A 21,152-nucleotide genomic window follows, 5' to 3' on the forward strand; every position below is an offset into this window, starting at 1 on the left:
ATCGGCGATGCATTCGCAACGAGGTAAGCGGGGAAAAACCCTGACCAGGCGACCCCGGCCTGTTTCCCTCTGAGGCTATGCCGCATCCTGCAGAAGCTGCGCCCGGGCGCGGCCGTGGCGGGCGAACCAGTGCGCGGCCGTGATAAGGAAGCCGTTCTCGACCGAACCGGAATCCACCGCCTCGATCAGGGCGTCCACCGGTGCGCGAACGGCGATGATGTCCTCCTGCTCGTCCAGCTTGCCGCCGCGCCCGTTCAGCGCGCCCGCATCCACCAGCGCCAGGAAGTAGGTCGCGACCTCGTCGCATAGGCCGGGGGAGGAGAGGGCGGTGAAGCAGGGGGCGATGGCGGAGGCGACGAGACCCGTCTCCTCCTCCAACTCGCGCCGCGCGGCCAGAAGCGGCGCCTCGCCCGCGTCCACCAGCCCGGCGGGCAGTTCCAGCGCCGCCGCCTTGCCAGAGGTCATGGCCGCGCCGATGCGGAACTGGCGGATCACCACGATCTCATCGCGCGCGGGGTCGTAGGGAATGACGATCGCGGCATGGCCCGAGCGCAGGAACTCGCGCCGGGCGGTCAGCCACGCGTCGCGCCCTAGCGGCGCATGGCGCACGGTGACGGAGTCCAGCGGGCGAAACCCGTCGCAGAGCCGCTCCTCGCGCTCTACGGTGAAGTCCAGATGCTGGTCTTCCAGCCGCTGCCGATAGGGATCGCTCATTCAGAAACCTCTTGGGCGCCGGCCGCCTCGATGCGAAAGGCCGCCGCCATCAGCGCCTTGGTGTAGTCGGTCTTCGGCCGCTCGAAGATCTCTTCCGAGGGGCCATGCTCCACCACCTGCCCGCCGCGCATCACGATCACCTCGTTGGCAAGCGCGCGCACGACCTTGAGGTCGTGGCTGATGAAGAGATAGGCGAGATCGTGCTTGCGCTGGAGATCGCGCAGGAGGTCCACGACCTGCGCCTGCACGCTCATGTCGAGCGCCGAGGTCGGCTCGTCCAGCATCACGAAGCGCGGCTGAAGCACCATGGCGCGGGCGATCGCGATGCGCTGGCGCTGGCCGCCGGAGAATTCGTGCGGGTAGCGAAAGCGCGTCGCCGGGTCGAGCCCGACCTCGTTGAGGGCGGAGACGACGCGCGCGTCACGCTGCTCGGCAGACAGCGCCGGCTGATGGACGCGCAGCCCTTCGGCGATGATGTCGCCCACCGCCATGCGCGGCGAGAGCGAGCCGAACGGGTCCTGGAACACGATCTGCATGCGGTCGCGCAGGGGACGCATGGCCTTGAACGGCCGCTGGTCGATCCGCTCGCCGTCGAAGCGGATCTGGCCCTTGCTCGAGATCATGCGGCACAGCGCGAGGCCCAGCGTCGTCTTGCCCGAGCCCGATTCGCCGACGACGCCGACCGTCTGCCCGGCGCGCACGGTGATGTCGATCCCGTCCACCGCCTTCACATGATCCGTGATCTTGCGGAACAGGCCGGTGCGCACTGGGAACCAGACCTTCACGTCTTGGCCCTGCATGACGACGGGCGCGTTGGCGTTGGCGGCCGGCGGGCGGCCCTTGGGCTCGGCCGCCAGGAGGTGCCTCGTGTAGGGGTGCTGCGGATTGCTGAAGATCTCGGCGGTCGGGCCCGTCTCGACGATCTCGCCCTTGGTCATGACGCAGACCCGGTCCGCGATGCGGCGCACGATGCCGAGATCGTGCGTGATGAAGAGCAGCCCCATCTGCCGCTCTTCCTGAAGCTTCTTCAGGAGTTCCAGGATCTGCGCTTGGACCGTGACGTCGAGCGCGGTCGTCGGCTCGTCGGCGATCAGCAGATCGGGTTCGTTGGCCAGCGCCATGGCGATCATGACGCGCTGGCGCTGGCCGCCCGAAAGCTGGTGCGGATAGGCGCCGAGCCGCTTTTCCGGCTCGCGGATGCCGACCTGATGCAGGAGCGCCAGCGTGCGCTCGCGCGTCGCGCGGTCCGACAGGCCCTGGTGGACCTTCATCACCTCGCCGATCTGCCGCTCGATACTGTGCAGCGGGTTCAGCGAGGACATGGGCTCCTGAAAGATCATCGAGATCTTGTTGCCGCGCACCGCGCGCAGCGCCGCGTCCGGCGCGCGGATCAGGTCCTCGCCGCCGAACAGCACCTCGCCGCCGGGATGGCTGGCGGCGGGATAGGGCAGGAGCTTCAGGATCGACAGGGCCGAGACCGACTTGCCCGAGCCGGACTCGCCGACCAGCGCCACCGTCTCGCCCTTGGCGATGGTGAAGGAGACGCCCTTCACCGCAAGGCTCGTCGCCCCGCCCTGCGAGAAGGCGACCTGAAGCCCGCGCACGTCGAGAAGCGGGGTGGCGGCTGATGCGGCAGGGGTCAAGGGGCTCTCCTCAGGCCGGACGGGCGTTCAACGGGCCGGCGGGCGTCGCGGTTTCGCCGGGATGGGCCGAGCTGTGCGCGCCAGGGGCGGAGTCGTGGTCGTGATGGTCGTGGCTGCAGTCCGGCCCGTGCACATGGGCCTGCGCGTGGCCGTGACCATGCCCATGGTCGTGACGGCCACCCTGATCGTGCCCTCGATCCCGCGAATGCTCGTGACCATGGTCATGGTCATGGTCATGCGTCTGCGCGTCGGTGCAGCCGAGCGCGCCGTCGGCGCAGATCTCCCCCTCGACCTCGACCGTCGCGTGGCCGATGGCGAACTCCTCGCGCAGCGTCGCCTTGATGGCTCGCACGACGCCCGGCCCGTCCGCGCCCGGCGCCAGCCGCGCGTGGAGCGTCGCGGCGCGGCGCTTCGGGGTAATCATCCAGACATGGACGTGATGAACATCCGCCAGACCCTCGACCCGGCCCGTCAGCCTGCCGGCGATGCCGGCTCCATCGACGCCTGCCGGCGCGCCTTCGAGCAGGACATGCCCGGATTCGCGCACGAGGCGCCAGGCATTGGTGAGGATCAGGAGACAGACCAGCACCGAGAGGATCGGGTCGATCGGCGTCCAGCCGGTGAGCCAGATGACGAGCGAGGCGACGATGGCGGCGACGGAGCCGAGGAGATCGCCCATCACGTGCAGGAGCGCGCCGCGCAGGTTCAGGTCCTCCTTGTCGCCGCCATGCAGGACGAAGAAGGCGGCGATGTTGACGAGGAGGCCGCCCACCGCCACCGCGAACATCGGCCCGGCCAGGATCGGCACGGGGTCCGACAGGCGCCGCCAGGCCTCGAACAGGATGATGCCGGTGATGCCGAAGAGCACGAGACCGTTGGAATAGGCGACGAGGATCTGGAACCGGTCGTAGCCGAAGGAGCGGCGCGCATCGGCCGGGCGGCGCGCCATGCGTATGGCGAGGAAGGCCAGCGCCAACCCGGCGAAGTCCACCAGCATGTGCCCGGCGTCGGCAAGCAGCGCCAGCGAGTTCGAGATGAGCCCGCCCGCCACTTCGGCCAGCATGAAGAGGCCGGTCAGCCCCGCCGCGATCGCCAGTCGGCGCTCGCTCGCATGGGCGGCGTGGTCGTGTCCCTCGCCATGGGCGTGCCCGCCGGCATGGGCGTGCGATCGGTGGGAATGGTCGTGGTGATGCGCGCTCATGGCAGTTGCAGCCTTTTCGCAGCCTCGAGAATGGAGAGCCGTTCGATAGGCCCCTTGTCGCGCAGACGCTTGTCGTTCGAAACCAGAATCTCGCAGCCTGCCAGACGGGCCGTCGCCAGATGGATCATGTCCGGCAGCTTCGCCCCGATCTCGGCCCGCAGCCGGGCGCTCTCGCGTAGCACCGCGCGGTCGACCGGCAGCGTTTCCACCAGCCCGTCCGCCGCGAGAAGATCCTCGTAGATGCAAAGGAGATCGGATGATGCCTCGGCGAAAGGCTTGGTCAGCACCTCCGCCAGCGTGAGTTCGCTCGTCACGAAGCGGCGCCCCTCACCGGTGAGACGGCGCACGAGACGCAGGAAGTCCGCATGCGGGCCTTCCACGGATTCGATCAGGATATTGGCGTCGAGATAGACCGCAGCCACGGCCGTCAGTCCCACTCGTCTCGAAGCGCACGCACGCGCGCGACGGCCTCCTCGGTGGTGACGGGCCGTGCGTTGGCGCTCTGATAGGCGTCGATCCGCCGGAACAGATCGGACCAGCGATCCGACGCCTCTTCCACCGTCACCGTCACCCGGTGCCCCGGCTCGATCCCGCCGCGCAGTTCCTCGGGCAGGTTCTCGACGGGATAGTCCTCGATCACGATCCGCTTGTGTTCGCCCATCTTACGTCACCGGAAGCTCTTGCGGGGGTCGAAGGCGTCGCGCACCGCCTCGCCGATGAAGACGAGCAGCGACAGCATCAGAGAGAGGACGACGAAGCCGGAAATGCCGAGCCAGGGGGCCTGGAGATTGTTGCGCCCCTGCGCCAGAAGCTCGCCCAGCGAGGGCGAGCCGGGCGGCAAGCCGAAGCCGAGGAAGTCGAGCGAGGTCAGCGTCGTGATCGAGCCGTTCAGGATGAAGGGCAGGAAGGTCAGCGTCGCCACCATGGCGTTGGGAAGGAGGTGGCGGCCCATGATGGTCCAGTCGCCGACGCCGAGCGCGCGCGCCGCGTTCACATATTCGAAGTTGCGCGCGCGCAGGAACTCGGCGCGCACCACGCCCACGAACGAGACCCAGGAGAAGAGCAGCATGATGCCCAGCAGAATCCAGAAGCCCGGCGGCAGGATCGCGGCGACGATCAAGAGCAGATAGAGAACCGGGATCGAACTCCAGATCTCGATGAAGCGCTGGAAGAGAAGATCGACCCAGCCGCCGAAATAGCCCTGCACCGCGCCGGCGAAGACGCCGATCACGGCCGAGGCGGCGGTCAGGATCAGGCCGAACAGGACAGAGACGCGGAAACCGTAGATCAGCCGGGCGAGAACGTCGCGCGCCTGATCGTCCGTGCCGAGCCAATTCCAGTTGCCGATCGTGCAGTTGGGATCACTGACACCGCCGGGGTAACGGGCGCAACGCTCCTCCTTCGAGAAGGTCCAGGACGGCGGCGAGGGGGCGGGAACCGGGATCTCGTTGTTGACGCTGGCATAGGAATAACGGATCGGCGGCCAGACCATCCAGCCATTGGCCGCGATCTCCTCCTGAATGAAGGGGTCGCGGTAGTTGGTGACGGGCAGGAAGCCGCCGAAGACCTCTTCCGGATAGTCCTTGAAGATCGGCGCGTAGTACTCGCCCTTGTAGGAGATCAGCACCGGCCGGTCGTTGGCGACGAACTCGGCGCCGAGCGTCACCACGAAGAGCACGAGGAAGATCCAGAGCGACCACCAGCCGCGCCGATGGCCCTTGAAGTTCTGCCAGCGGCGTTGGTTCAAAGGCGAAAGGCGCGGTGGGCGCAGCGTCTCCATCGGCGGCGCCATCTGCGCCAGAGCGCCGGAATCGGCCTTGGCGTCCTCGGCCTTAATCGTCTCGGGCGGGCGGTCCTGCAAGCTGACCATGGATCAGACCTCCCGCCGCATGGCTGGTCCGGAAAACCGGGTTCCACTTTTCCGGGCCATGCTCAAACCTCCCGCCGCTCGAAATCGATGCGGGGATCGATCCAGGTATAGGTGAGGTCGGAGATCAGCGTGGTCAGGAGGCCCATCAGCGAGAAGATGTAGAGCGTGGCGAAGACCACGGGATAGTCGCGCTTGTAGATGCTCTCGAAGGAAAGAAGCCCCAGCCCGTCCAGCGAGAAGATGGTCTCGATCAGGAGCGAGCCGGAGAAGAAGGCCGAGATGAAGGCGCCGGGAAAACCGGCGACGATGATGAGCATCGCGTTGCGGAAGACATGGCCGTAAAGCACGCGCCGCTCGCTGAGGCCCTTGGCCCGCGCGGTGGTGACATATTGCTTGCGGATCTCGTCCAGGAACGAGTTCTTGGTGAGCAGCGTCGTGGTGGCGAAGGCCGAAAGCGCCAGGGCGATGAGCGGCAGCGTCAGGTGCCAGAAATAGTCCACGATCCGATCCGGCCAGGACAGCTGGGCCCAGTTGTCGGAGGTGAGGCCCCGCAGCGGGAACCAGTCCAGAAACGAGCCGCCGGCAAAGAGAACGATCAGGAGAACCGCGAAGAGGAAGCCGGGGATCGCATAGGCGACGATGATGACGGCGCTGGTCCAGGTGTCGAAGCGCGAGCCTTCCTTCAGCGCCTTGCGGATGCCGAGCGGGATCGAGATGATGTAGGACAGAAGCGTGATCCAGAGGCCGAGCGAGATCGACACCGGCAGTTTCTGGACGATGAGGTCGATGACCGTCGCGTTGGAGAAGAAGCTCGTCCCGAAGTCGAAGCGGGCATAGTTCCAGATCATCTCGCCGAAGCGGACATAGGCCGGCTTGTCGAAGCCGAACTGCACCTCCAGCCGCTTGATGAATTCGGGGTCGAGGCCCTGCGCGCCGCGATAGCCCGACGTGTCGCCGCTCTGGGCCGCCAGATCGCCGCCCCCACCGCCCAGCCGATCGGCCGCGCCGCCGCCCTGGCCCTGCAGCCCGGCGATGACCTGTTCCACCGGCCCGCCCGGCGCGAACTGGATGACGATGAAGGAAACGGCCATGATCCCGAACAGGGTCGGAATCATGAGAGCCAGACGTCGAAGGATATAGGCGGCCATTCACCGGTTCCAAAGGGGGGCGGTCATGCGAGGGGGAGGGCGGCCGGCGTCGCCGCTCAAGCGCGCCCCGCCGCCTTCGCCTTGGATTCGTCGTACCACCAGAGGCGTTCCACCGGAAACCCGTAATCGGGCTTCTCGTCCCGAAAGCCGAACATGTCCCACCAGGCGATGTTGTGGCCGGGCGAGCCGATATTGGGCAACCAGTCGAGCCGCCAGCGCAGCACCCTGTCGAGCGCGCGCATGGCGGTGACGAGATCGGCGCGGCTCTTGGCCTCGCCGATCTTGTCGATCAAGGCGTCCACCGCCGGGCTCGCCGTGCCGGGATAGTTGTAGGAGCCGTTCCGCTCGCGTGCCGCCGAGCCGAAGAACAGGCCCATGCCCTCGCGTGTCGGCGTGCCATTGAACGAGAAGGCGCCGAGGATCATGTCGAAGTCGAAGCGGTTCTGCCGGTCCTGATATTGCGCGGCGTCCACCAGACGCATCGAGGCGTCGATGCCAAGAAGCTTCATGTTCTCGATCATCTTGCCGTAGACGCGGGCCTGCTCGGGGTCGTTGATGAGGAATTCCAGCCTGAAAACCGTGCCTTTGGCATCCACCAGCTGCGAGCCCTTGCGCGTCCAGCCGGCGGCCTGGAGCAGCGTCGAGGCCTCGCGCAGGAGTCGCCGGTCGGTCCCCGACCCGTCCGAGACCGGCTGGCGCCAGACTTCGCCGAAGACCTCCGCCGGCAGGTCGGCGCGCAGCGGCTCCAGAAGTGCCAGCTCCTCGGGCGAGGGGGCACCCGTCGCCACGAAGTCGGAGTTCTCGAAGGGCGACTGCGAATGGACGCGCAGCCCGTAGAGAAGATTGGCGTTGGTCCATTCGAAGTCGAAGCAGAGATTGATGGCGCGCCGCACCCTAGCGTCCGCGAACTGTTGGCGCCGCTGGTTCAGCGCCCAGCACTGGAAGCGCGGCCATTTCTCGCCCGCGATCTGCGCCTTCTTCACGCGCCCTGCGCGAAGGGCGGGAAAGTCGTATTCCGTCGCCCAGGCCCGCGTCGTGAACTCCTCGCGGAACGTCGAGTCGCCTTTCTTGAAGGCCTCCAGTGCGGCCTGCCGATCGCGGAAGAACTCGACGCGGATCGTCTGGAAATGATCGAGCCCGCGCGAGAAGGGCATGTCCCTGGCCCAATGGTCTGAACGCTTCTCGTATTCGATGAAGCGCCCCGCGATGTAGCGGCCAACCTTGTAGGGGCCCGAGCCCGGAATCTCCGTGAAGCCGCCCTCGGTGAAGGGGCGGTCCTTGAAGAAGCTTTCGGGCACGATCGGGATCGACAGGGCCTGAAGCGCGGTCGGCAGCGTCTGGCGCCCGGTGAAGCGGATCGCGACCGTGCGCTCGCCCTCCGCCGTGACCTCGGCCACTTCCGCTAGCGTGATGGCAAGGCTCGGATGCCCCTCGGCCTTCATCGTGCGATAGGAGAAGGCGACATCGCCGGCCAGCACGGGCGCCCCGGTGGAAAAGCGCGCCTCCGGCCGAAGCTCGAAGCGGAACGTGTTGCCATCTGGCGAGACCGAGACGCTCTCCGCCAGATGGCAGTAGATCGCGTCCGGCTCGTCCAGGGTCGAGAGCATCAGCCCGTCATAGAGCAGCTCGATGCGCGGCGGCGCGTTGCCCTGCAGGATGAAGGTGTTGAACGTGTCGAACGTGTCGGGCGCCTGATTGAGCACCCAGTTCGGCACGGTAAACACGAAGCGCCCACCCTCCGGCGCTTCCGGGCTGGCATAGTCGAACCGCTCGTAGCCGGTGGGATATTTCACATCGCCGAAGGCCGAGAGCCCGTGCAGCTTGGTGCCCGGCGGACTGGCGGCGAAGAGGCGGCCGGGCGCGCTCGCGAGCGCCGCCCCGGCGAGCGCCAGCTTGCCGAAGTCCCGGCGCGACAGGATGCGGAAGCTCTCCGTCACGGCGTGACCGGGGGCTGCGCGGGGGGAATGGCGGGCGGTGCGGACGGATCAGCCTTTTCGGCCGCCGCCGCGTCGGCCGGCGTGTTGACGGGCACCTCGCCCTTCACCCACCAAGAGAACGGGTCGATCCCGGCATAGGCCGGCTGTTTCTCGGGCATGCCGAACTTGTTCCAGTAGGACAGCCAGATTTCCGGGTTGTTCCACTGCGGAACGACATAGAAGTTCCACAGGAGCACGCGGTCGAGCGCATGGACGGCGGTGACGAGACTGTCGCGATCGGGCGCGTAGATGACCTTGTCCACCAGCGCGTCCACCGCCTCGTTGCGGATGCCGGCCATGTTGCGGCTCCCCGGCAGAGAAGCGGCCGGCGTCGTCCAGAACTCGCGCTGCTCGTTGCCGGGCGAGAGCGACTGGGCCATGAGGTCGGTGACGATGTCGAAGTCGAAATTGTTGCTCAGCGCCTGATACTGAGACACGTCGACAATGCGCGTCGTGGTCTGGATGCCCAGCCGCTTCAACTGGTTGGCGAAGGGATCGATCGTCCGCGAGGAGGAGGGATCGGCCGCCAGGAACTCGATCGTGAAGGGCTCGCCTCTGGCGTTGACGAGCTGGGAGCCCTTTCGCGTCCAACCGGCGGCGGTCAGAAGGTCGAAGGCCTGCTTGAGATAGGTGCGCTCGGCATTGGGCTGCGAATAGTCGGGCAACGTAAAGGGCTTGGTGAAGACCTCGGGCGGGATCTTGTCCCGCAGTGGTTCGAGCAGCTTCAGCTCGCCCTCGCTCGGCAGACCCGAGGAGGCCAGCTCCGTTCCCTGGAAATAGCTCGAGGTTCGCTTGTACAGGCCATAGAACAGGTTCTTGTTCATGTCCTGAAAGTTGAAGGCCAGCGTCAGCGCCTGACGCACGCGCGGGTCGGCGAACTTCTCGCGCCGCGTGTTCATGACGTAGCCCTGCATGGGCTCTCCGGTCCCCGACGGCACGGCCATCTTCTTCACCCGGCCGTCGTTGAAGGCGGGGAAATTGTAGCCCTGCGCCCAGCGGCCGGCGCTGTTCTCCAGCCGATAATCCTGGAAGCCGCCGCGCTTGTAGGCCTCCCAGGAGGCGCTCTGGTCGCGGAAATAGGTGTAGCGGATTTCGTCGTAGTTGAATCGGCCGATGCGAGGGGCCTTCGCGGCCGCCCAATAGTCCGGCACGCGCTCCCAGACGATGGCGGAGCCGGCGTCGAAGCTCTTCACGCGGTAGGGCCCGGAGCCGACCGGGATTTCCAGCGTCGGGTTCGTGATGTCGCGCTTCTGGCCGTTCGGACCCGTGCCCTCCCACCAGTGTTTCGGCAGCACCACGAGATCGCCCATGATGTTGGGCAGTTCGCGATTGCCGGTCTGGTTGAAGCGGAACGTGACCTCGCGCTCGCCGGTCTTCTCCGCCTTGGTGACGCTGCGATAATAGTTGGCATAGAGCGGAGAGAGCGCCGTCACCGTCTCGAAGCTCCAGATCACGTCCTCGGGAGTGATCGGCTGGCCGTCCTGGAACTTGGCGTCGGGGTCGAGCCGGAAGGTCGCGGAGGAGAAGTCGGCGGGATAGCGCAGCGCTTCGGCGATCAGCGCATGGCTGGTGCCCGGTTCGTCGGGCGCCTGGTCCAACAGCGTGTCATAGGCGATGCCACCTCCCAATGCAGCGAAGCCCGCTGCCGGCGTTCCGCGCACGGGGAAGGGATTGAAACTGTCGAACGTGCCGGGCGCGGACAGGCGCAGGGCGCCGCCCTTCGGCGCCTTCGGGTTCACATAGTCGTAGTGCTGGAAGCTTTCGCCGTATTTCGTCGGTTGAATGATCGAGGACCACGTCTTCCACTCGCCTTCCTGGGCCGCCGGCCCTGCGGCTGTGCCGGCTTGTTCCGACTGCGTGGGCGCCCCTTGCGCGAAGCTGGGCAGCGCGGTGCCGGCGAGAAGCGCGGACGCGAGAAGGAGGGAGGCGGCGCGGGATGCGATCGGCAAGACGAACTCCAGATGGGAGGGGCGCGGACGAGGCCGAGACGGCCCAGCCCGTGCAGACGGCGGGATCAATATGGCCATCCTCGGGCGGGAGGCGCTTCATACGGCAAAGTGTAATCTTCGCAGCGCTCGTGTCTATGCCCGCAGGTTTTGGCGGCGCGGCGTAGCGGCGGTCTTGCCGCGGCCGGTACGAGGGCCGCTTCCATCACGCGGGGCGAACCGTCGCAGTGGGCGCCGGCTTCCGTGCAAAGCCACCATGAGAAGCAGTTAAGCGTTGCCACAACACGAAAAGGCCGGGCGTCGCCGCCCGGCCTTTTCGGTTTCAGTCGGCTGCGGTCACTGCGCCGGGGCAGGGGCCGCCGGGGCGGCGGGGGCGGGCGCTGCCGGTGCGTCAGGCAGCGGAGCCGGCGGGGCCGGAGCGTTGCCGGGGTTCTGCGCCTCGGCCGGGGTCGGCGCCTGCGGCGGTGCCGAGGTCGCGTTGCCGCCGGTCACGGGCACGGCGCCCGATGGCGGGGTGGTCGGCGTCGCGCCCGTGGTGGCGTCGGTCGTGCCGGCGCCCTGCGGCTGCGTCACCGGGTCGTTGCCCACCGTGCCCGTGTTGGTGGTGGTGGCCGGATTGGTCGCGGCCGGCGCGGCCGCGTCGCCCTCGGCCGGGGCCTCGGCGGCCGCCTCGCTCGCGCCGGCATCGGGCGCGGGCGGGGGAACCGGGCTGTCGGCCAGCGTGCCGAGATAGGCCAGGAGATCGGCCCGCTCCTGGTCCTTCGGCAGGCCGGCAAAGCCCATGGCCGTGCCGGAAATGTACTGCTTGGGGCCGTGCAGGAAGTGGTTCAGGTGATCCCAGTCCCAGGCGACGGTCTTGCCCTTGGAGAACTCGGTCATCGCCGCGGAATAGGAGAAGCCTTCGTGCGCGGCCATGGGCCGGTTCACGATGCCCCAAAGGTCGGGACCGACCTTGTTGGGGCCGCCCTTCTCGCCACTATGGCAGGCCTGGCAGCGCTTGAACACGGCCGCGCCCGCCTCGGCGTTGGCGGTCTGCATGATCTTGCCGACCGGCGTCACCTCGTTGGCGGCCGGCGCCGCGCCGCCGCCGGCGGTCGGCTCGGCGGCGGTGATGGCGAATCCCGGCTTTTCCGGCGCTTCGGAATGGAAGATGGCTTCGGCCAGAAGGCTGCCGCCGAACAGAACGAACACGGAGCCCAGAATGGCGCCGAAGATCTTATTGGCCTCGAATGAATCCATGTTGCTGGGCGGCTCCCTCTCCAACCGGCCCGGCGACCGGCGAACACTGCGGACACGTCGTGTCGGATGCCGCAACCCCAGCCGCTTCGCAGCTGTTGCCCCGGCCTCCGTAATCTCATTTCCGTTTCGGGCGGGAAAAGAGAGGTTCTCCTTTCCCTCGAAACGCATCGGGGCTTTTGCCGTGTGACGGCACCCCCTATAAGCCCCCTGGCGTGTCTTTCGATAGCTCGGGAGGCCGGCTGGTTCGCCCTCTCGCGCCAGCCTTCGGTCCCCCAGCTTTCCAAAGGCACGCAAAGTCTGGAAGCGTTCTGACATTCCGTCCGGAATGGATCAAGCGCCCACCTGTCACAGCTCCGTACTATCTCGCGCATTCGGGCGCGAGATGGCGCGCATTCGGGCCGGAATCCTTGTCATGTCCACACTCGTCCTCATTCCCGCGCGCCTTGCCTCGACGCGCCTGCCCAACAAGCCGCTGGCCGACATCGCCGGCGCGCCGATGATCGTGCGTGTGGCGGAGCGGGCGCGCGACGCCGCGATCGGCCGCGTCGTGGTGGCGACCGACAGCGCCGAGGTGCTGCGCGCGGTCGAGGCGGCGGGCTTCGAGGCGGTGATGACGCGCGCCGACCACCCGTCCGGCTCGGACCGCATCTTCGAGGCCTTGCGGGCGATCGACCCGGCCGGCGAGGTGGACGTGATCGTCAACCTGCAAGGGGATCTGCCGACCATCGAACCGGACACGGTGCGCGCCGTGCTGAAGCCCTTCGAGAACCCGGCCTGCGATATCGCGACCGTCGTGGTGGAGATCGCGACCGAGGCCGACGCGAAGGATCCCAATGTCGTGAAGCTGATCGGCACGCCGAACGGCGACCGCCGGCTGAACGCGCTCTACTTCACCCGTGCCACCGCCCCGACGGGCGAGGGGCCGCTGTTCCACCATGTCGGCATCTATGCCTATCGCCGCGCCGCGCTGGAGCGCTTCGTGGCGCTGCCGCCTTCGCCGCTGGAGGTGCGCGAGCGGCTGGAGCAGCTGCGTGCGCTGGAAGCGGGGATGCGGATCGACGCCGAGATCGTCGATGCCGTGCCGCTCGGCGTCGACACGGCCTATCAGCTGGAGGAAGCGCGACGCGCGTTCCGTCCCGCCGCGCGCACCGGGCGCATCGCCTTCCAGGGCGAGCGCGGCGCCAATTCCGACATGGCCTGCCAGACCATGTATCCCGGGCTCGAACCCTTGCCCTGCCCGAGCTTCGAGGACGCCTTCGCCGCCGTGCAGAACGGCGCGGCCGATCTCGCCATGATCCCGATCGAGAACACGCTGGCGGGGCGCGTCGCCGACGTTCACCATCTCCTGCCGGCCTCGGGCCTGCATATCGTCGGCGAGTTCTTCCTGCCGATCCGCTTCCAGCTCATGGCCAAGCGCGGCACGCAGCTTTCGGAGATTTCCGAAGTCCACAGCCATGTCCATGCGCTCGGCCAATGCCGGGGCATCATCCGGCGCAATGGCTGGAAGCCGGTGGTTTCGGGCGACACGGCCGGTGCCGCGCGTATCGTCTCGGAAATGGAGGAGCGCAACGTCGCCGCCCTCGCGCCGCGTCTGGCGGCCGAGCTCTACGGGCTCGACATCCTGGCCGAGAATGTCGAGGACGCCGAGCACAACGCCACGCGCTTCGTCGTTCTGACGCGCAAGGAGGCGGGCAAGGCGCTTTGGGCCGCCAACAATGGCCAACGGGTGGTGACGACCTTCGTGTTCGAAGTGCGCAACGTCGCCGCCGCGCTCTACAAGGCGCTGGGCGGTTTCGCCACCAACGGCGTCAACATGACCAAGCTGGAGAGCTACCAGCTGGAAGGCAAGTTCGTGGCGACGCAGTTCTATGCCGATATCGAGGGCCACCCGGAGGATGTCGGCGTCGCCCACGCGCTGGAGGAACTGGCCTTCTTCTCCAAGCGCCTCGCCATTCTGGGCGTCTACCCGGCGGCGGCCAACCGGCCCGACATTCCAGCGCCCGCTATCGGCGAATAGGCAAGGGCGGCTTCGGCCGCCGCTTTCGTCATCCAAGAGTCCGTTTGGAAACTCGGCGGCGGAGGGCCGGCGAGGGATTTTTGGGTGTCGCGAGGCGCCAACCGCAGTCGATGCCGGCGGCATCGGCTAGGATTGGCAACGAAGCGACGGCGAAAAAGACCCGTTGGACCGACCCGACCGAGTTTCCAAACAGACTCTAGGGCCCAGACAGCAAAAAGCCCCGCTCGGCGGGGCTTTCGTCATTTGAAGCCTGAGAGGCTTCGGATGTCGCGGGCGCTTAGCGGCCGACGCGGACCATGCGCTCGATGTCGCCGCGCAGCACGCCGATGTCGCTCAGCATGCGGTCGTCCATACGGGCGAGCTCGGCAACGGTGCGGCGGTGCGAGCGGAAATTGCGGAGGCGGGAGGCGATGTCGGTGATCATCGGATTGTTCCAGTGGGTTCGTTCGTTGACCCTGATATACGCCTCCGACCTGCCTTCTAGGAGAGCAAACTCTGCACGCCAGTTGTGCAGCCTGCGCATGGCATGACCAGTTCGCTCTTCATCTTCGGTTAAGCTTCTGCCTCAAATGGCGGCAATCGCGCCCTCTTTGCCTTCGCAAAAGGCACGGATCAGATGATGCGCGATGGCGAACGGCGCTGGCAGGGTGATGCCCTCCTCGTGCCGCCCGTCCAGCATGGCCCGCGCCGCCTCCCGGCTGAACCAGCGGCAGTCCTCCAACTCCAGCCCGTCGAAATGGATCTCCTGCGTCAGCGCATGCGCCATGCAGCCGATCATCAGCGAGCCGGGAAAGGGCCAGGGCTGGGACGAGTGGTAGGCGACCGCGCCGACCGTGAGCCCGGCCTCCTCGAAGGTCTCGCGCCGCACGGCGTCCTCGATCGTCTCGCCCGCCTCGATGAAGCCGGCGAGGCAGGACCACATCTTCTCGGGAAAATGCGGCTGGCGCCCGAGCAGGCAGTTCCCCGCCCCGTCATGCACCAGCATGATCGACACCGGGTCGGTGCGCGGAAAGATCATGTGGTCGCAGGCCGTGCAGCGCCGCCGAAAGCCTGCCGAATCGGAGACGGTGGGCGAGCCGCAGCGCCCGCAGAATCGCGCCGAGCCGTGCCAGTTCAGGAGATGGGCGGCCTGGGCCAACTGGCCTTCGGTGTCCGCGTCGAGCGCGGCCCGCATGGCGAGTGCGCGCAGATCGAGCATGGGCAGGCCGCCCAGCCTTCGCTCCGCCCCTTCGCCCTCAAGGCCGAGCGCGGCGATCCGCTCCGCTCCCAGTCGGGCGGCAAGGCGGGGATGACCCTGTGCTGTGTGGCCGAGCAGGATCTCGATCTCGGTCTCTCCGAAGATCGTCCGCGCCGCAGTCAGGTCGAACAGCGCATCCACCGTCTCGCCCGCCGCGCGCGCCAGCCAGAGCCCGTCCGCCTGGAGATAGAGGCCGGCGTCTTCGTGCGCGAGCGCCTCTTCAAGCGTCGCCTCGCCCCTCGTTTCCCCGTCGCGGACGAGGCGGTTGCCGGCAAAGCCGAGGCGAATGGGCTGATCTGTCATGACAGGCTTTCTTGCAGGCGGGCGACGGTCGCCTCGGCCTCGAACGGGGAATAGGCTTGGCGCGAGCCGAACCCCCAGACGGGGGCGGGCCAGTTCGCATCGCCCGAGGAGCGCGCGACGACATGGAGATGGAACTGCCGCACCACATTGCCGAGGGTGGCGATGTTCATCTTTTCGGCGCCGGCGAGCGTCTTCAGGGCCTGCGCCACGCGGCAGGCCTCGGCGTCGAGCTGATGCCGGTCGGCCTCATCGAGGTCGAAAAGCTCTGTGATGCCCGGGCGGCGCGGCACGAGGATGGCCCAGGGCCAGCGCCGGTCGTTCATCAGGAGAAGCTGGGACAAGGGTAGGTCGAGGACGGGAAACGTGTCGGCGCGAAGGCGCGCGTCGAGTTCGTGATCGTATGCGGCTTGCATTCGGCTGAATTCTCCACGATATGAGCGGCGGGAGGTTGGTGGTGGACGAGCCGCTCGCCAACCGGGTCAGGTCCGGAAGGAAGCAGCCCAGGTGAATCCGGCGCGGGTCATCGTGCCAGCCTCCCACCCTTTTCCTCGCCCTTTTTCAGCGCTGCGCCAAGCCTCGACCGGGGCGGGGCTTTTCGGCTTGCGCGTTTCGGAGCCCGGGACGAAGCCGGCTGGGGTCCTTTCCCCGCTCACATCGTCGCGAATGCCGAGCCGCACTGCCGGCATCGCTCAAGCCTCACGCCTCGCGAACGGGCGAAACGCCTCGCCCGCATGTCCTGTCCTGAGGTCTAGTAGACGTAGAGCGCCGCGTCGATGACGCCGGACTGCTGCAGGTGCTCGATCGTCTCGAAGGCGGGAATGGCGGCGAAGAAGAACAGGCCGTCTCCGAGCGTGCGATAAAGCCGGTGCGGCGTCACGGTCAGCGTGTTGTCGTCTCGAAACAGGCGGGGGTCGGGTAGGAAGCGCGGCACGCGCGCGCAATAGGCGAGATAGGGCGCGCCGAACAGCGCCGCGAGATGCTGCTCCTCGCGCCGGATCACCACGGAAAAGGCGAGCCACGTCAGAAGCGCGAAGGCGAGCGCCATGAGGAGGCTGCCGGTCTGCGCCCCCATGCCGGCCGCCGCGATCGCGGAAAAGACGTAGAGCGGATTGCGCGACATGGAGTAGGGGCCGACATCGACGATCTCGCGCGCCTTGCGCCCGCCGATATAGAGCGTGCACCAGAGCCGGCCGAGAATGCCGATCGCGATCAGCGCCGCGCCGGCCATCTCGATCGTGAAGTGATTCGCCTCGTCCCAGACCGGCCGGATGAAGAGAAGCGGCGCGAGGCTTGCCGCCAGCCCCAGCGCCAGCATGAGGCGGCGAAGCTTCTGGAACCGGGACAGGGTCATGGAGCGGGCCTCTTCTGGGTGCCGGCGCAACGGGCGGCAAAGGGGGGGCGGCAGGGGGCAATGGGCGATCGTATTCGTTCCTCCTCCAGTCCGAGCGGAAGGCGGCGACTTTGCGGCGCGGTGCCGCACCATCCCCGGATTTGCCGGCTTCGCTTTCCGAGCGCCGGGCTCTTCGAGCGCCGGGCTTTCCGAAAGCCCGCTTGCTGATCGGCCCGCATCCGGCCAAAAGCCGCTCGGGACGGCCCGGGGCGGGTTCCAATCGACGCCCGTTCCTTTAGTGTCCGGGCGCAAGGCGCATCTAGACGAGACGGCATGGCTGAGAGCACGCACGACCAGGGTGAGACGGGACGCTCCACGGGCTCCTATCGCGTGCTTGCGCGCAAGTACCGGCCGCGCTCCTTCGACGACCTGATCGGCCAGGAGCCGATGGTGCGCACGCTGACCAACGCCTTCGAGGCGAACCGCATCGCCCAGGCCTGGATGCTGACGGGCGTGCGCGGCGTCGGCAAGACCACGACGGCCCGCATCCTGGCCCGCGCCCTGAACTACGAGACCGCGACGGTCCACCAGCCGACCATCCACATGATCGAGCCGGGCGTGCACGATCAGGCCATCATGGAAGGCCGGCATGTCGACGTGGTGGAGATGGACGCCGCCTCCCACACCGGCATCGACGACATTCGCGAGATCATCGCCCAGGTGCGCTACCGCCCGGTTTCGGCGCGCTACAAGGTCTATATCATCGACGAGGTGCACATGCTCTCGACGCAGGCCTTCAACGGCCTGCTGAAGACGCTGGAAGAGCCGCCCGAGCATGTGAAGTTCGTCTTCGCCACGACCGAGATCCGCAAGGTCCCCATCACCGTCCTGTCGCGCTGCCAGCGCTTCGACCTGCGCCGCGTCGACCCCGCCACGATGATGGCGCATCTCAATCGCGTGCTCGGGGCCGAGAAGGTGGAGGCCGAGGAGCCCGCGCTGCGGCTGATCGCCCGCGCCTCGGAAGGCTCGGTGCGCGACGCGCTGTCGCTTACCGATCAGGCCATCGCCCATGGCGCCGGCCATGTCTCGGCCGCCACCGTGCGCGACATGCTGGGCCTTGCCGACCGCGCCCGCGTCGTGGATCTGTTCGAACTTCTGATGAAGGGCGACGGCGCGGCCGCGCTGCGCGAGTTTTCCGAGCAATATCAGGCCGGAGCCGATCCGGTCGTGGTGCTGACGGATCTCGCCGACTTCACCCATCTCGTCACCTCGCTGCGCTTCGTGCCGGAAACGGCGGGTGACGCCTCGCTTTCGCCCGACGAGGTGGAGCGCGGGCGCGACTTCGCCGCGCGCCTCTCCGTGCGCACCCTGTCGGAAGTCTGGCAGATGCTGCTCAAGGCGATCGAGGAGGCGCGCGCCGCCGCCTCGCCGCGCCAGGCCGCCGAGATGGCGCTGATTCGCATCGCTCACGCCGCCGACCTGCCCTCGCCGGACGAGCTCCTGAAGCTTCTGCGCGAAGGCGGCGACCAGCTTGCCCGCATCGGCGCTTCGGTCGGTTCTGCCGGTGCGGGGGCGCGTTCCAATAATGGGGGGCCGAACGGCGGCTCGCCCAATGCCGGGCCGCCGAATGGCGGCGGCACGGCCGATGCCCGCGCTTCTTCGCTCTCGGGCGGGGAGGGGCCGGGCGCCCCCGCGCCCGTCATGCAGCTGCGCACCATTCCCGGCGGGGGCCAGTCGCTGGCCGCGCGCATGGCCGCGCCCGCGCCGGACGCGCAGCCCGCCCGCTTCGGCGCGGCGGAGCTGGTGGCGCCCGAGGCCATGCCGGCCTCCCTGCGCGATCTGGAAAAGCTCGCCACCGAGAAGCGCGATTCGCTGATGAAGGCGCGCATCCGGCGCTATCTGCGCCTCGTGCGCATCGAGCCGGGGCGGCTGGAATTCTGCCCGGCCGACGGCGCGCCGGTGACGCTCGCGGCCGATCTGCAGAAGCGGCTCTTCGACTGGACCGGGGTGCGCTGGTCGATCAGCGTGGCGCCGGGCGGCGGCGAGACGCTGGAGGAGATCGAGGCCGCGCGGCGCGCGGCGCTGATCCGCGAGGCCGAGGCCGACCCGGATGTCGCGGCGATCCTGGCCGCCATGCCGGGCGCCAAGGTGCTTGAGGTGCGCCTGCGCGGCGAGCCCGAGCCGGAAGTCGCGCCGGAACCTGCGGAGCCCACGGAGGCTTTCCTCGCCGATGACGGTCTGCCCGAGCAGTACGATGTCGGCGAGCCCGACCTTGGCATGGGCGGGGCGGATGACGACATGGAGTTCGACGCTTCGCTCGATCCGAGCGAAGCCGAAGACGACGACTGACCGAGACCGCCGGACACCGGCGACCAACCCCAGCCAAGGAGCGCAGCCCGGCATGAAAGATCTCATGGGCATGATGAAGCAGGCCAAGGCCATGCAGGAGAAGATGGGCAATCTGCAGGCCGAGATCGCCGAGGCGAGCGCCACGGGCCAAGCCGGCGGCGGCGTCGTGTCGGTGACGCTGAAAGGCTCGGGCGAGCTGGAGTCGCTGAACCTCGACCCCTCTCTGCTCAAGGGCGACGAGAAGGACATTCTGGAAGACCTGATCGTCGCCGCCCATGCCGACGCCAAGCGCAAGCTCGACGCCCTGATTCAGGAAAAGACGCAGGCCCTCACCGCCGGACTGCCGCTGCCCCCCGGCCTGAAGCTGCCCTTCTAGTCCTTCGCTCAAGGCCTTCCCGGGCGGCCCCGCGCGGCCGCCCGCCCCCTGTTTCGACGACCCCTTCCCGAAAGCAGACGTCCGCATGGCCAAGTCCATCGCCGGTCCGGAGATCGAGCGGCTGATCCAGCTTCTCGCCAAGCTTCCCGGCCTCGGCCCCCGCTCGGCGCGCCGCGCCGCGCTGCACCTCGTCAAACGGCGCGAGCAATTGCTCCGCCCGCTCGGCGCCGCCATGGCGGAAGCGGCCGAGGAGGTGAAGATCTGTTCCAATTGCGGCAATATCGACTCGCGCGACCCTTGCACGATCTGCACCGACCCCGCTCGCGACCGCTCCACCGTGGTGGTGGTGGAGGACGTGTCGGACCTTTGGGCGCTGGAGCGTGCCAAGGCGCTGAACGCCAGCTACCACGTGCTCGGCGGCGTCCTGTCGCCGCTGGAGGGCGTCGGGCCGGACGATCTCACCATCCGCCGCCTGGTGGAGCGCGTCGCCGAGGGCGGCATCTCGGAGATCGTGATTGCGGTGAACGCCACCGTCGAGGGCCAGACCACGGCCCATTACATCATCGACCAGCTCGACGGGTTCGAGGTCTCGGTGACGCGCCTCGCCCATGGCGTCCCCGTCGGCGGCGAGCTCGACTATCTCGACGAGGGCACGCTCTCGGCCGCCATGCGCTCGCGAACGAAGATCTAGCCGGCTGCCCGCCGCGCCTCGGCGTCGGCGCGCAGCCGATCGCCGCCGGTCATGAAAGGGCCGGTCGGGGCGCGTTCGGGCGCGAAGCCGGCAAGGCCGCCGGGGCGATCCAGATTGACGTAGATCCCCTCGACCCCGCCTTTGGCGTGATAGGCCTCGTGCCAGAAGCCGCACGTCTGCGCGTCGCGCGAGAAATCGCGCCACCAGAGCGAATGCGGCGCTGCGCGCGTGAAGCGCTCCAGACTGTCGGGGTCGCGCCAATATTGGCGAATGCCGACATGGTTCCAGCCGTAAAGGAACTGCTGGTCCCAGAGCAGACCTTCCGGCGGCTGGTCGCGCAGGCTTCTCAGCCCGCGCCCGATGCGCATCAGTGCCGGCACCCCGCGCCAGCCCCGCACCTGAAACCCCAGAAGCACGAGAACGAGATCGGGATGGGCCGATAGGTCCACCGTCTGGCGATGCGGTTTGGCTTGCATGACGATGTCCTCGCTGTTTACATCGTAAACGTAATGCGGAATGTGTACGGTGTAAACAGGCATGGCGGCCGAAGACGGATCTTTACGCGAGAGGCTGATCGCGGTGGCGGTCCAGGCGCTGGAGCGCGGCGAGGGCGATGTCAGCCTGCGCGCGCTGGCACGCGAGGCCGGCGTCTCGGCCATGGCGCCCTATCGGCATTTCACGGACAAGGCCGCGCTGATGGGGGCCGTCGCCGGCCATGGCTTCGAGCAACTTCGCGCCGCCCTTCTCGAAGCCGACGCGGAGGCGGAGGGCAGCGCGGCCGTGGTGGCGCAGGGGCTTGCCTATTACCTATTCGCGCAATCGCATCCGGCGCTGTTTCGCCTGATGTTCTCGGGCGCCTGCGACACGCCGAGCCCAAGCGGCGAGACGGCCTATGGCGTGCTCGCCGCCCGCGTCGCGACGCTGACAGACGATCCCGACGCCGTTCTCGCCTGCTGGGCCCTGGTGCATGGGCTAGCGGTGCTGGCGCTGGGTCGGCAGGGGCCGCCGGGCGGGGGAGGGGGAGGCGAGCCCGCAAGCGTGCTGCGCCTGCTGGCGGATCGGCTCGCGAAGGCGTGAACCCGGCCGCCACGAGATCGGCGCAAGCTTGGCAC

Annotated in this window: 20 protein-coding genes, 1 other RNA gene and 1 pseudogene; 7 read left to right on the top strand and 15 right to left on the bottom strand. The window is 68.0% G+C overall.

What is annotated here, in order from left to right:
* Positions 1-75: 75 nt before the first annotated feature.
* From AUL32_RS00210 to AUL32_RS00255, 10 genes are all read right to left on the bottom strand, one after another.
* Positions 76-714 carry an NUDIX domain-containing protein gene (locus tag AUL32_RS00210; protein ID WP_061973916.1) on the bottom strand — a complete coding sequence of 213 codons (639 nt, stop codon included), beginning with the start codon at positions 712-714 and terminating at the stop codon, positions 76-78.
* Complete coding sequence (locus tag AUL32_RS00215; protein WP_062110914.1) at positions 711-2,357, bottom strand: ABC transporter ATP-binding protein; 1,647 nt, start codon at positions 2,355-2,357, stop codon at positions 711-713. The genes AUL32_RS00210 and AUL32_RS00215 overlap by 4 nt, the downstream gene beginning before the upstream one ends.
* Before the next feature lie 10 nt (positions 2,358-2,367).
* The gene (locus AUL32_RS00220) at positions 2,368-3,558 is read right to left on the bottom strand and encodes a cation diffusion facilitator family transporter (protein WP_062110915.1); all 1,191 of its coding nucleotides are present in this window, start codon (positions 3,556-3,558) and stop codon (positions 2,368-2,370) included.
* A complete protein-coding gene (locus AUL32_RS00225; protein WP_187301296.1) occupies positions 3,555-3,980 on the bottom strand; it encodes a type II toxin-antitoxin system VapC family toxin in 426 nt (141 codons plus the stop codon). Before AUL32_RS00225 ends, AUL32_RS00220 begins: the two co-directional genes overlap by 4 nt.
* Positions 3,981-3,985: 5 nt before the next feature.
* Positions 3,986-4,219, bottom strand: a complete 234-nt coding sequence (locus AUL32_RS00230; RefSeq protein ID WP_061973923.1) for a hypothetical protein — start codon at positions 4,217-4,219, stop codon at positions 3,986-3,988.
* A gap of 6 nt (positions 4,220-4,225) precedes the next feature.
* Positions 4,226-5,350 carry an ABC transporter permease gene (locus AUL32_RS00235; RefSeq protein WP_061977660.1) on the bottom strand — a complete coding sequence of 375 codons (1,125 nt, stop codon included), beginning with the start codon at positions 5,348-5,350 and terminating at the stop codon, positions 4,226-4,228.
* Between the two features lie 140 nt (positions 5,351-5,490).
* Positions 5,491-6,576, bottom strand: a complete 1,086-nt coding sequence (locus AUL32_RS00240) for a microcin C ABC transporter permease YejB (RefSeq protein WP_062110916.1) — start codon at positions 6,574-6,576, stop codon at positions 5,491-5,493.
* Positions 6,577-6,632: 56 nt separating this feature from the next.
* Positions 6,633-8,513, bottom strand: a complete 1,881-nt coding sequence (locus AUL32_RS00245) for an extracellular solute-binding protein (RefSeq protein WP_062110917.1) — start codon at positions 8,511-8,513, stop codon at positions 6,633-6,635.
* Positions 8,510-10,501: an extracellular solute-binding protein gene (locus AUL32_RS00250; RefSeq protein WP_062110918.1), complete on the bottom strand. Its 1,992-nt coding sequence runs from the start codon at positions 10,499-10,501 to the stop codon at positions 8,510-8,512. Before AUL32_RS00250 ends, AUL32_RS00245 begins: the two co-directional genes overlap by 4 nt.
* Before the next feature lie 333 nt (positions 10,502-10,834).
* Complete coding sequence (locus AUL32_RS00255; RefSeq protein WP_062110919.1) at positions 10,835-11,737, bottom strand: c-type cytochrome; 903 nt, start codon at positions 11,735-11,737, stop codon at positions 10,835-10,837.
* A 412-nt stretch (positions 11,738-12,149) separates the two neighbouring features.
* Between AUL32_RS00255 and AUL32_RS25850 the strand changes: the two are divergent.
* Positions 12,150-12,812, top strand: a pseudogene (locus AUL32_RS25850) (3-deoxy-manno-octulosonate cytidylyltransferase); the annotation flags it as partial.
* 117 nt (positions 12,813-12,929) lie between these two features.
* Positions 12,930-13,754, top strand: a complete 825-nt coding sequence (locus tag AUL32_RS25855; protein ID WP_062110990.1) for a prephenate dehydratase — start codon at positions 12,930-12,932, stop codon at positions 13,752-13,754.
* A 277-nt stretch (positions 13,755-14,031) separates the two neighbouring features.
* On the opposite strand, the gene AUL32_RS24900 is transcribed toward AUL32_RS25855, so the two are convergent.
* The 3 genes from AUL32_RS24900 to AUL32_RS00270 all read right to left on the bottom strand — a co-directional run bounded on the left by AUL32_RS24900 (position 14,032) and on the right by AUL32_RS00270 (position 15,707).
* Positions 14,032-14,178, bottom strand: coding sequence for a DUF1127 domain-containing protein (locus tag AUL32_RS24900; RefSeq protein ID WP_148639972.1), 147 nt, complete (start codon positions 14,176-14,178; stop codon positions 14,032-14,034).
* A gap of 141 nt (positions 14,179-14,319) precedes the next feature.
* Entirely contained in the window at positions 14,320-15,294 is a 975-nt protein-coding gene (nudC, locus tag AUL32_RS00265; RefSeq protein ID WP_062110920.1) for an NAD(+) diphosphatase, read from the bottom strand.
* A complete protein-coding gene (locus tag AUL32_RS00270) occupies positions 15,291-15,707 on the bottom strand; it encodes an HIT family protein (protein ID WP_062110921.1) in 417 nt (138 codons plus the stop codon). Before AUL32_RS00270 ends, nudC begins: the two co-directional genes overlap by 4 nt.
* 30 nt (positions 15,708-15,737) lie before the next feature.
* Between AUL32_RS00270 and ffs the strand changes: the two genes are divergently transcribed.
* Positions 15,738-15,834: signal recognition particle sRNA small type (ffs, locus tag AUL32_RS00275), an RNA gene on the top strand.
* Positions 15,835-16,042: 208 nt separating this feature from the next.
* Here the strand turns inward: ffs and AUL32_RS00280 are convergent.
* On the bottom strand, positions 16,043-16,645 hold the full coding sequence (locus AUL32_RS00280) for a methyltransferase family protein (protein ID WP_062110922.1): 603 nt from the start codon (positions 16,643-16,645) through the stop codon (positions 16,043-16,045).
* Between the two features lie 312 nt (positions 16,646-16,957).
* Between AUL32_RS00280 and AUL32_RS00285 the strand changes: the two genes are divergently transcribed.
* The 3 genes from AUL32_RS00285 to recR all read left to right on the top strand — a co-directional run bounded on the left by AUL32_RS00285 (position 16,958) and on the right by recR (position 20,040).
* A complete protein-coding gene (locus AUL32_RS00285; RefSeq protein WP_062110923.1) occupies positions 16,958-18,973 on the top strand; it encodes a DNA polymerase III subunit gamma/tau in 2,016 nt (671 codons plus the stop codon).
* 52 nt (positions 18,974-19,025) lie between these two features.
* A complete protein-coding gene (locus AUL32_RS00290; protein WP_062110924.1) occupies positions 19,026-19,349 on the top strand; it encodes a YbaB/EbfC family nucleoid-associated protein in 324 nt (107 codons plus the stop codon).
* A gap of 85 nt (positions 19,350-19,434) precedes the next feature.
* A complete protein-coding gene (gene recR, locus AUL32_RS00295) occupies positions 19,435-20,040 on the top strand; it encodes a recombination mediator RecR (protein WP_061973941.1) in 606 nt (201 codons plus the stop codon).
* Here recR and AUL32_RS00300 read toward each other — a convergent pair.
* Entirely contained in the window at positions 20,037-20,516 is a 480-nt protein-coding gene (locus tag AUL32_RS00300; protein ID WP_062110925.1) for a monooxygenase family protein, read from the bottom strand. The two genes, recR and AUL32_RS00300, sit on opposite strands and share 4 nt — an antisense overlap.
* A 61-nt stretch (positions 20,517-20,577) precedes the next feature.
* Here AUL32_RS00300 and AUL32_RS00305 point away from each other — a divergent pair, with 61 nt between their 5' ends.
* Positions 20,578-21,117 (top strand): TetR/AcrR family transcriptional regulator, encoded by a 540-nt coding sequence (locus tag AUL32_RS00305; protein WP_062110926.1) that lies wholly within the window; start codon positions 20,578-20,580, stop codon positions 21,115-21,117.
* Positions 21,118-21,152: the final 35 nt, after the last annotated feature.

Origin of the sequence: Aureimonas sp. AU40, assembly GCF_001463785.1 — a bacterium.
GTDB lineage: Bacteria > Pseudomonadota > Alphaproteobacteria > Rhizobiales > Rhizobiaceae > Aureimonas.

What these genes read in the sequence shown, in the direction of transcription:
- AUL32_RS00210 (WP_061973916.1), bottom strand. Translation starts at nt 714, where the DNA reads ATGAGCGATCCCTATCGGCAGCGGCTGGAAGACCAGCATCTGGACTTC.
- AUL32_RS00220 (WP_062110915.1), bottom strand. Translation starts at nt 3,558, where the DNA reads ATGAGCGCGCATCACCACGACCATTCCCACCGATCGCACGCCCATGCC.
- AUL32_RS00230 (WP_061973923.1), bottom strand. Translation starts at nt 4,219, where the DNA reads ATGGGCGAACACAAGCGGATCGTGATCGAGGACTATCCCGTCGAGAAC.
- AUL32_RS00235 (WP_061977660.1), bottom strand. Translation starts at nt 5,350, where the DNA reads ATGGCGCCGCCGATGGAGACGCTGCGCCCACCGCGCCTTTCGCCTTTG.
- AUL32_RS00240 (WP_062110916.1), bottom strand. Translation starts at nt 6,576, where the DNA reads ATGGCCGCCTATATCCTTCGACGTCTGGCTCTCATGATTCCGACCCTG.
- AUL32_RS00255 (WP_062110919.1), bottom strand. Translation starts at nt 11,737, where the DNA reads ATGGATTCATTCGAGGCCAATAAGATCTTCGGCGCCATTCTGGGCTCC.
- AUL32_RS25855 (WP_062110990.1), top strand. Translation starts at nt 12,930, where the DNA reads ATGGCCTGCCAGACCATGTATCCCGGGCTCGAACCCTTGCCCTGCCCG.
- AUL32_RS24900 (WP_148639972.1), bottom strand. Translation starts at nt 14,178, where the DNA reads ATGATCACCGACATCGCCTCCCGCCTCCGCAATTTCCGCTCGCACCGC.
- nudC (WP_062110920.1), bottom strand. Translation starts at nt 15,294, where the DNA reads ATGACAGATCAGCCCATTCGCCTCGGCTTTGCCGGCAACCGCCTCGTC.
- AUL32_RS00270 (WP_062110921.1), bottom strand. Translation starts at nt 15,707, where the DNA reads ATGCAAGCCGCATACGATCACGAACTCGACGCGCGCCTTCGCGCCGAC.
- AUL32_RS00280 (WP_062110922.1), bottom strand. Translation starts at nt 16,645, where the DNA reads ATGACCCTGTCCCGGTTCCAGAAGCTTCGCCGCCTCATGCTGGCGCTG.
- AUL32_RS00285 (WP_062110923.1), top strand. Translation starts at nt 16,958, where the DNA reads ATGGCTGAGAGCACGCACGACCAGGGTGAGACGGGACGCTCCACGGGC.
- AUL32_RS00290 (WP_062110924.1), top strand. Translation starts at nt 19,026, where the DNA reads ATGAAAGATCTCATGGGCATGATGAAGCAGGCCAAGGCCATGCAGGAG.
- recR (WP_061973941.1), top strand. Translation starts at nt 19,435, where the DNA reads ATGGCCAAGTCCATCGCCGGTCCGGAGATCGAGCGGCTGATCCAGCTT.
- AUL32_RS00300 (WP_062110925.1), bottom strand. Translation starts at nt 20,516, where the DNA reads ATGCAAGCCAAACCGCATCGCCAGACGGTGGACCTATCGGCCCATCCC.
- AUL32_RS00305 (WP_062110926.1), top strand. Translation starts at nt 20,578, where the DNA reads ATGGCGGCCGAAGACGGATCTTTACGCGAGAGGCTGATCGCGGTGGCG.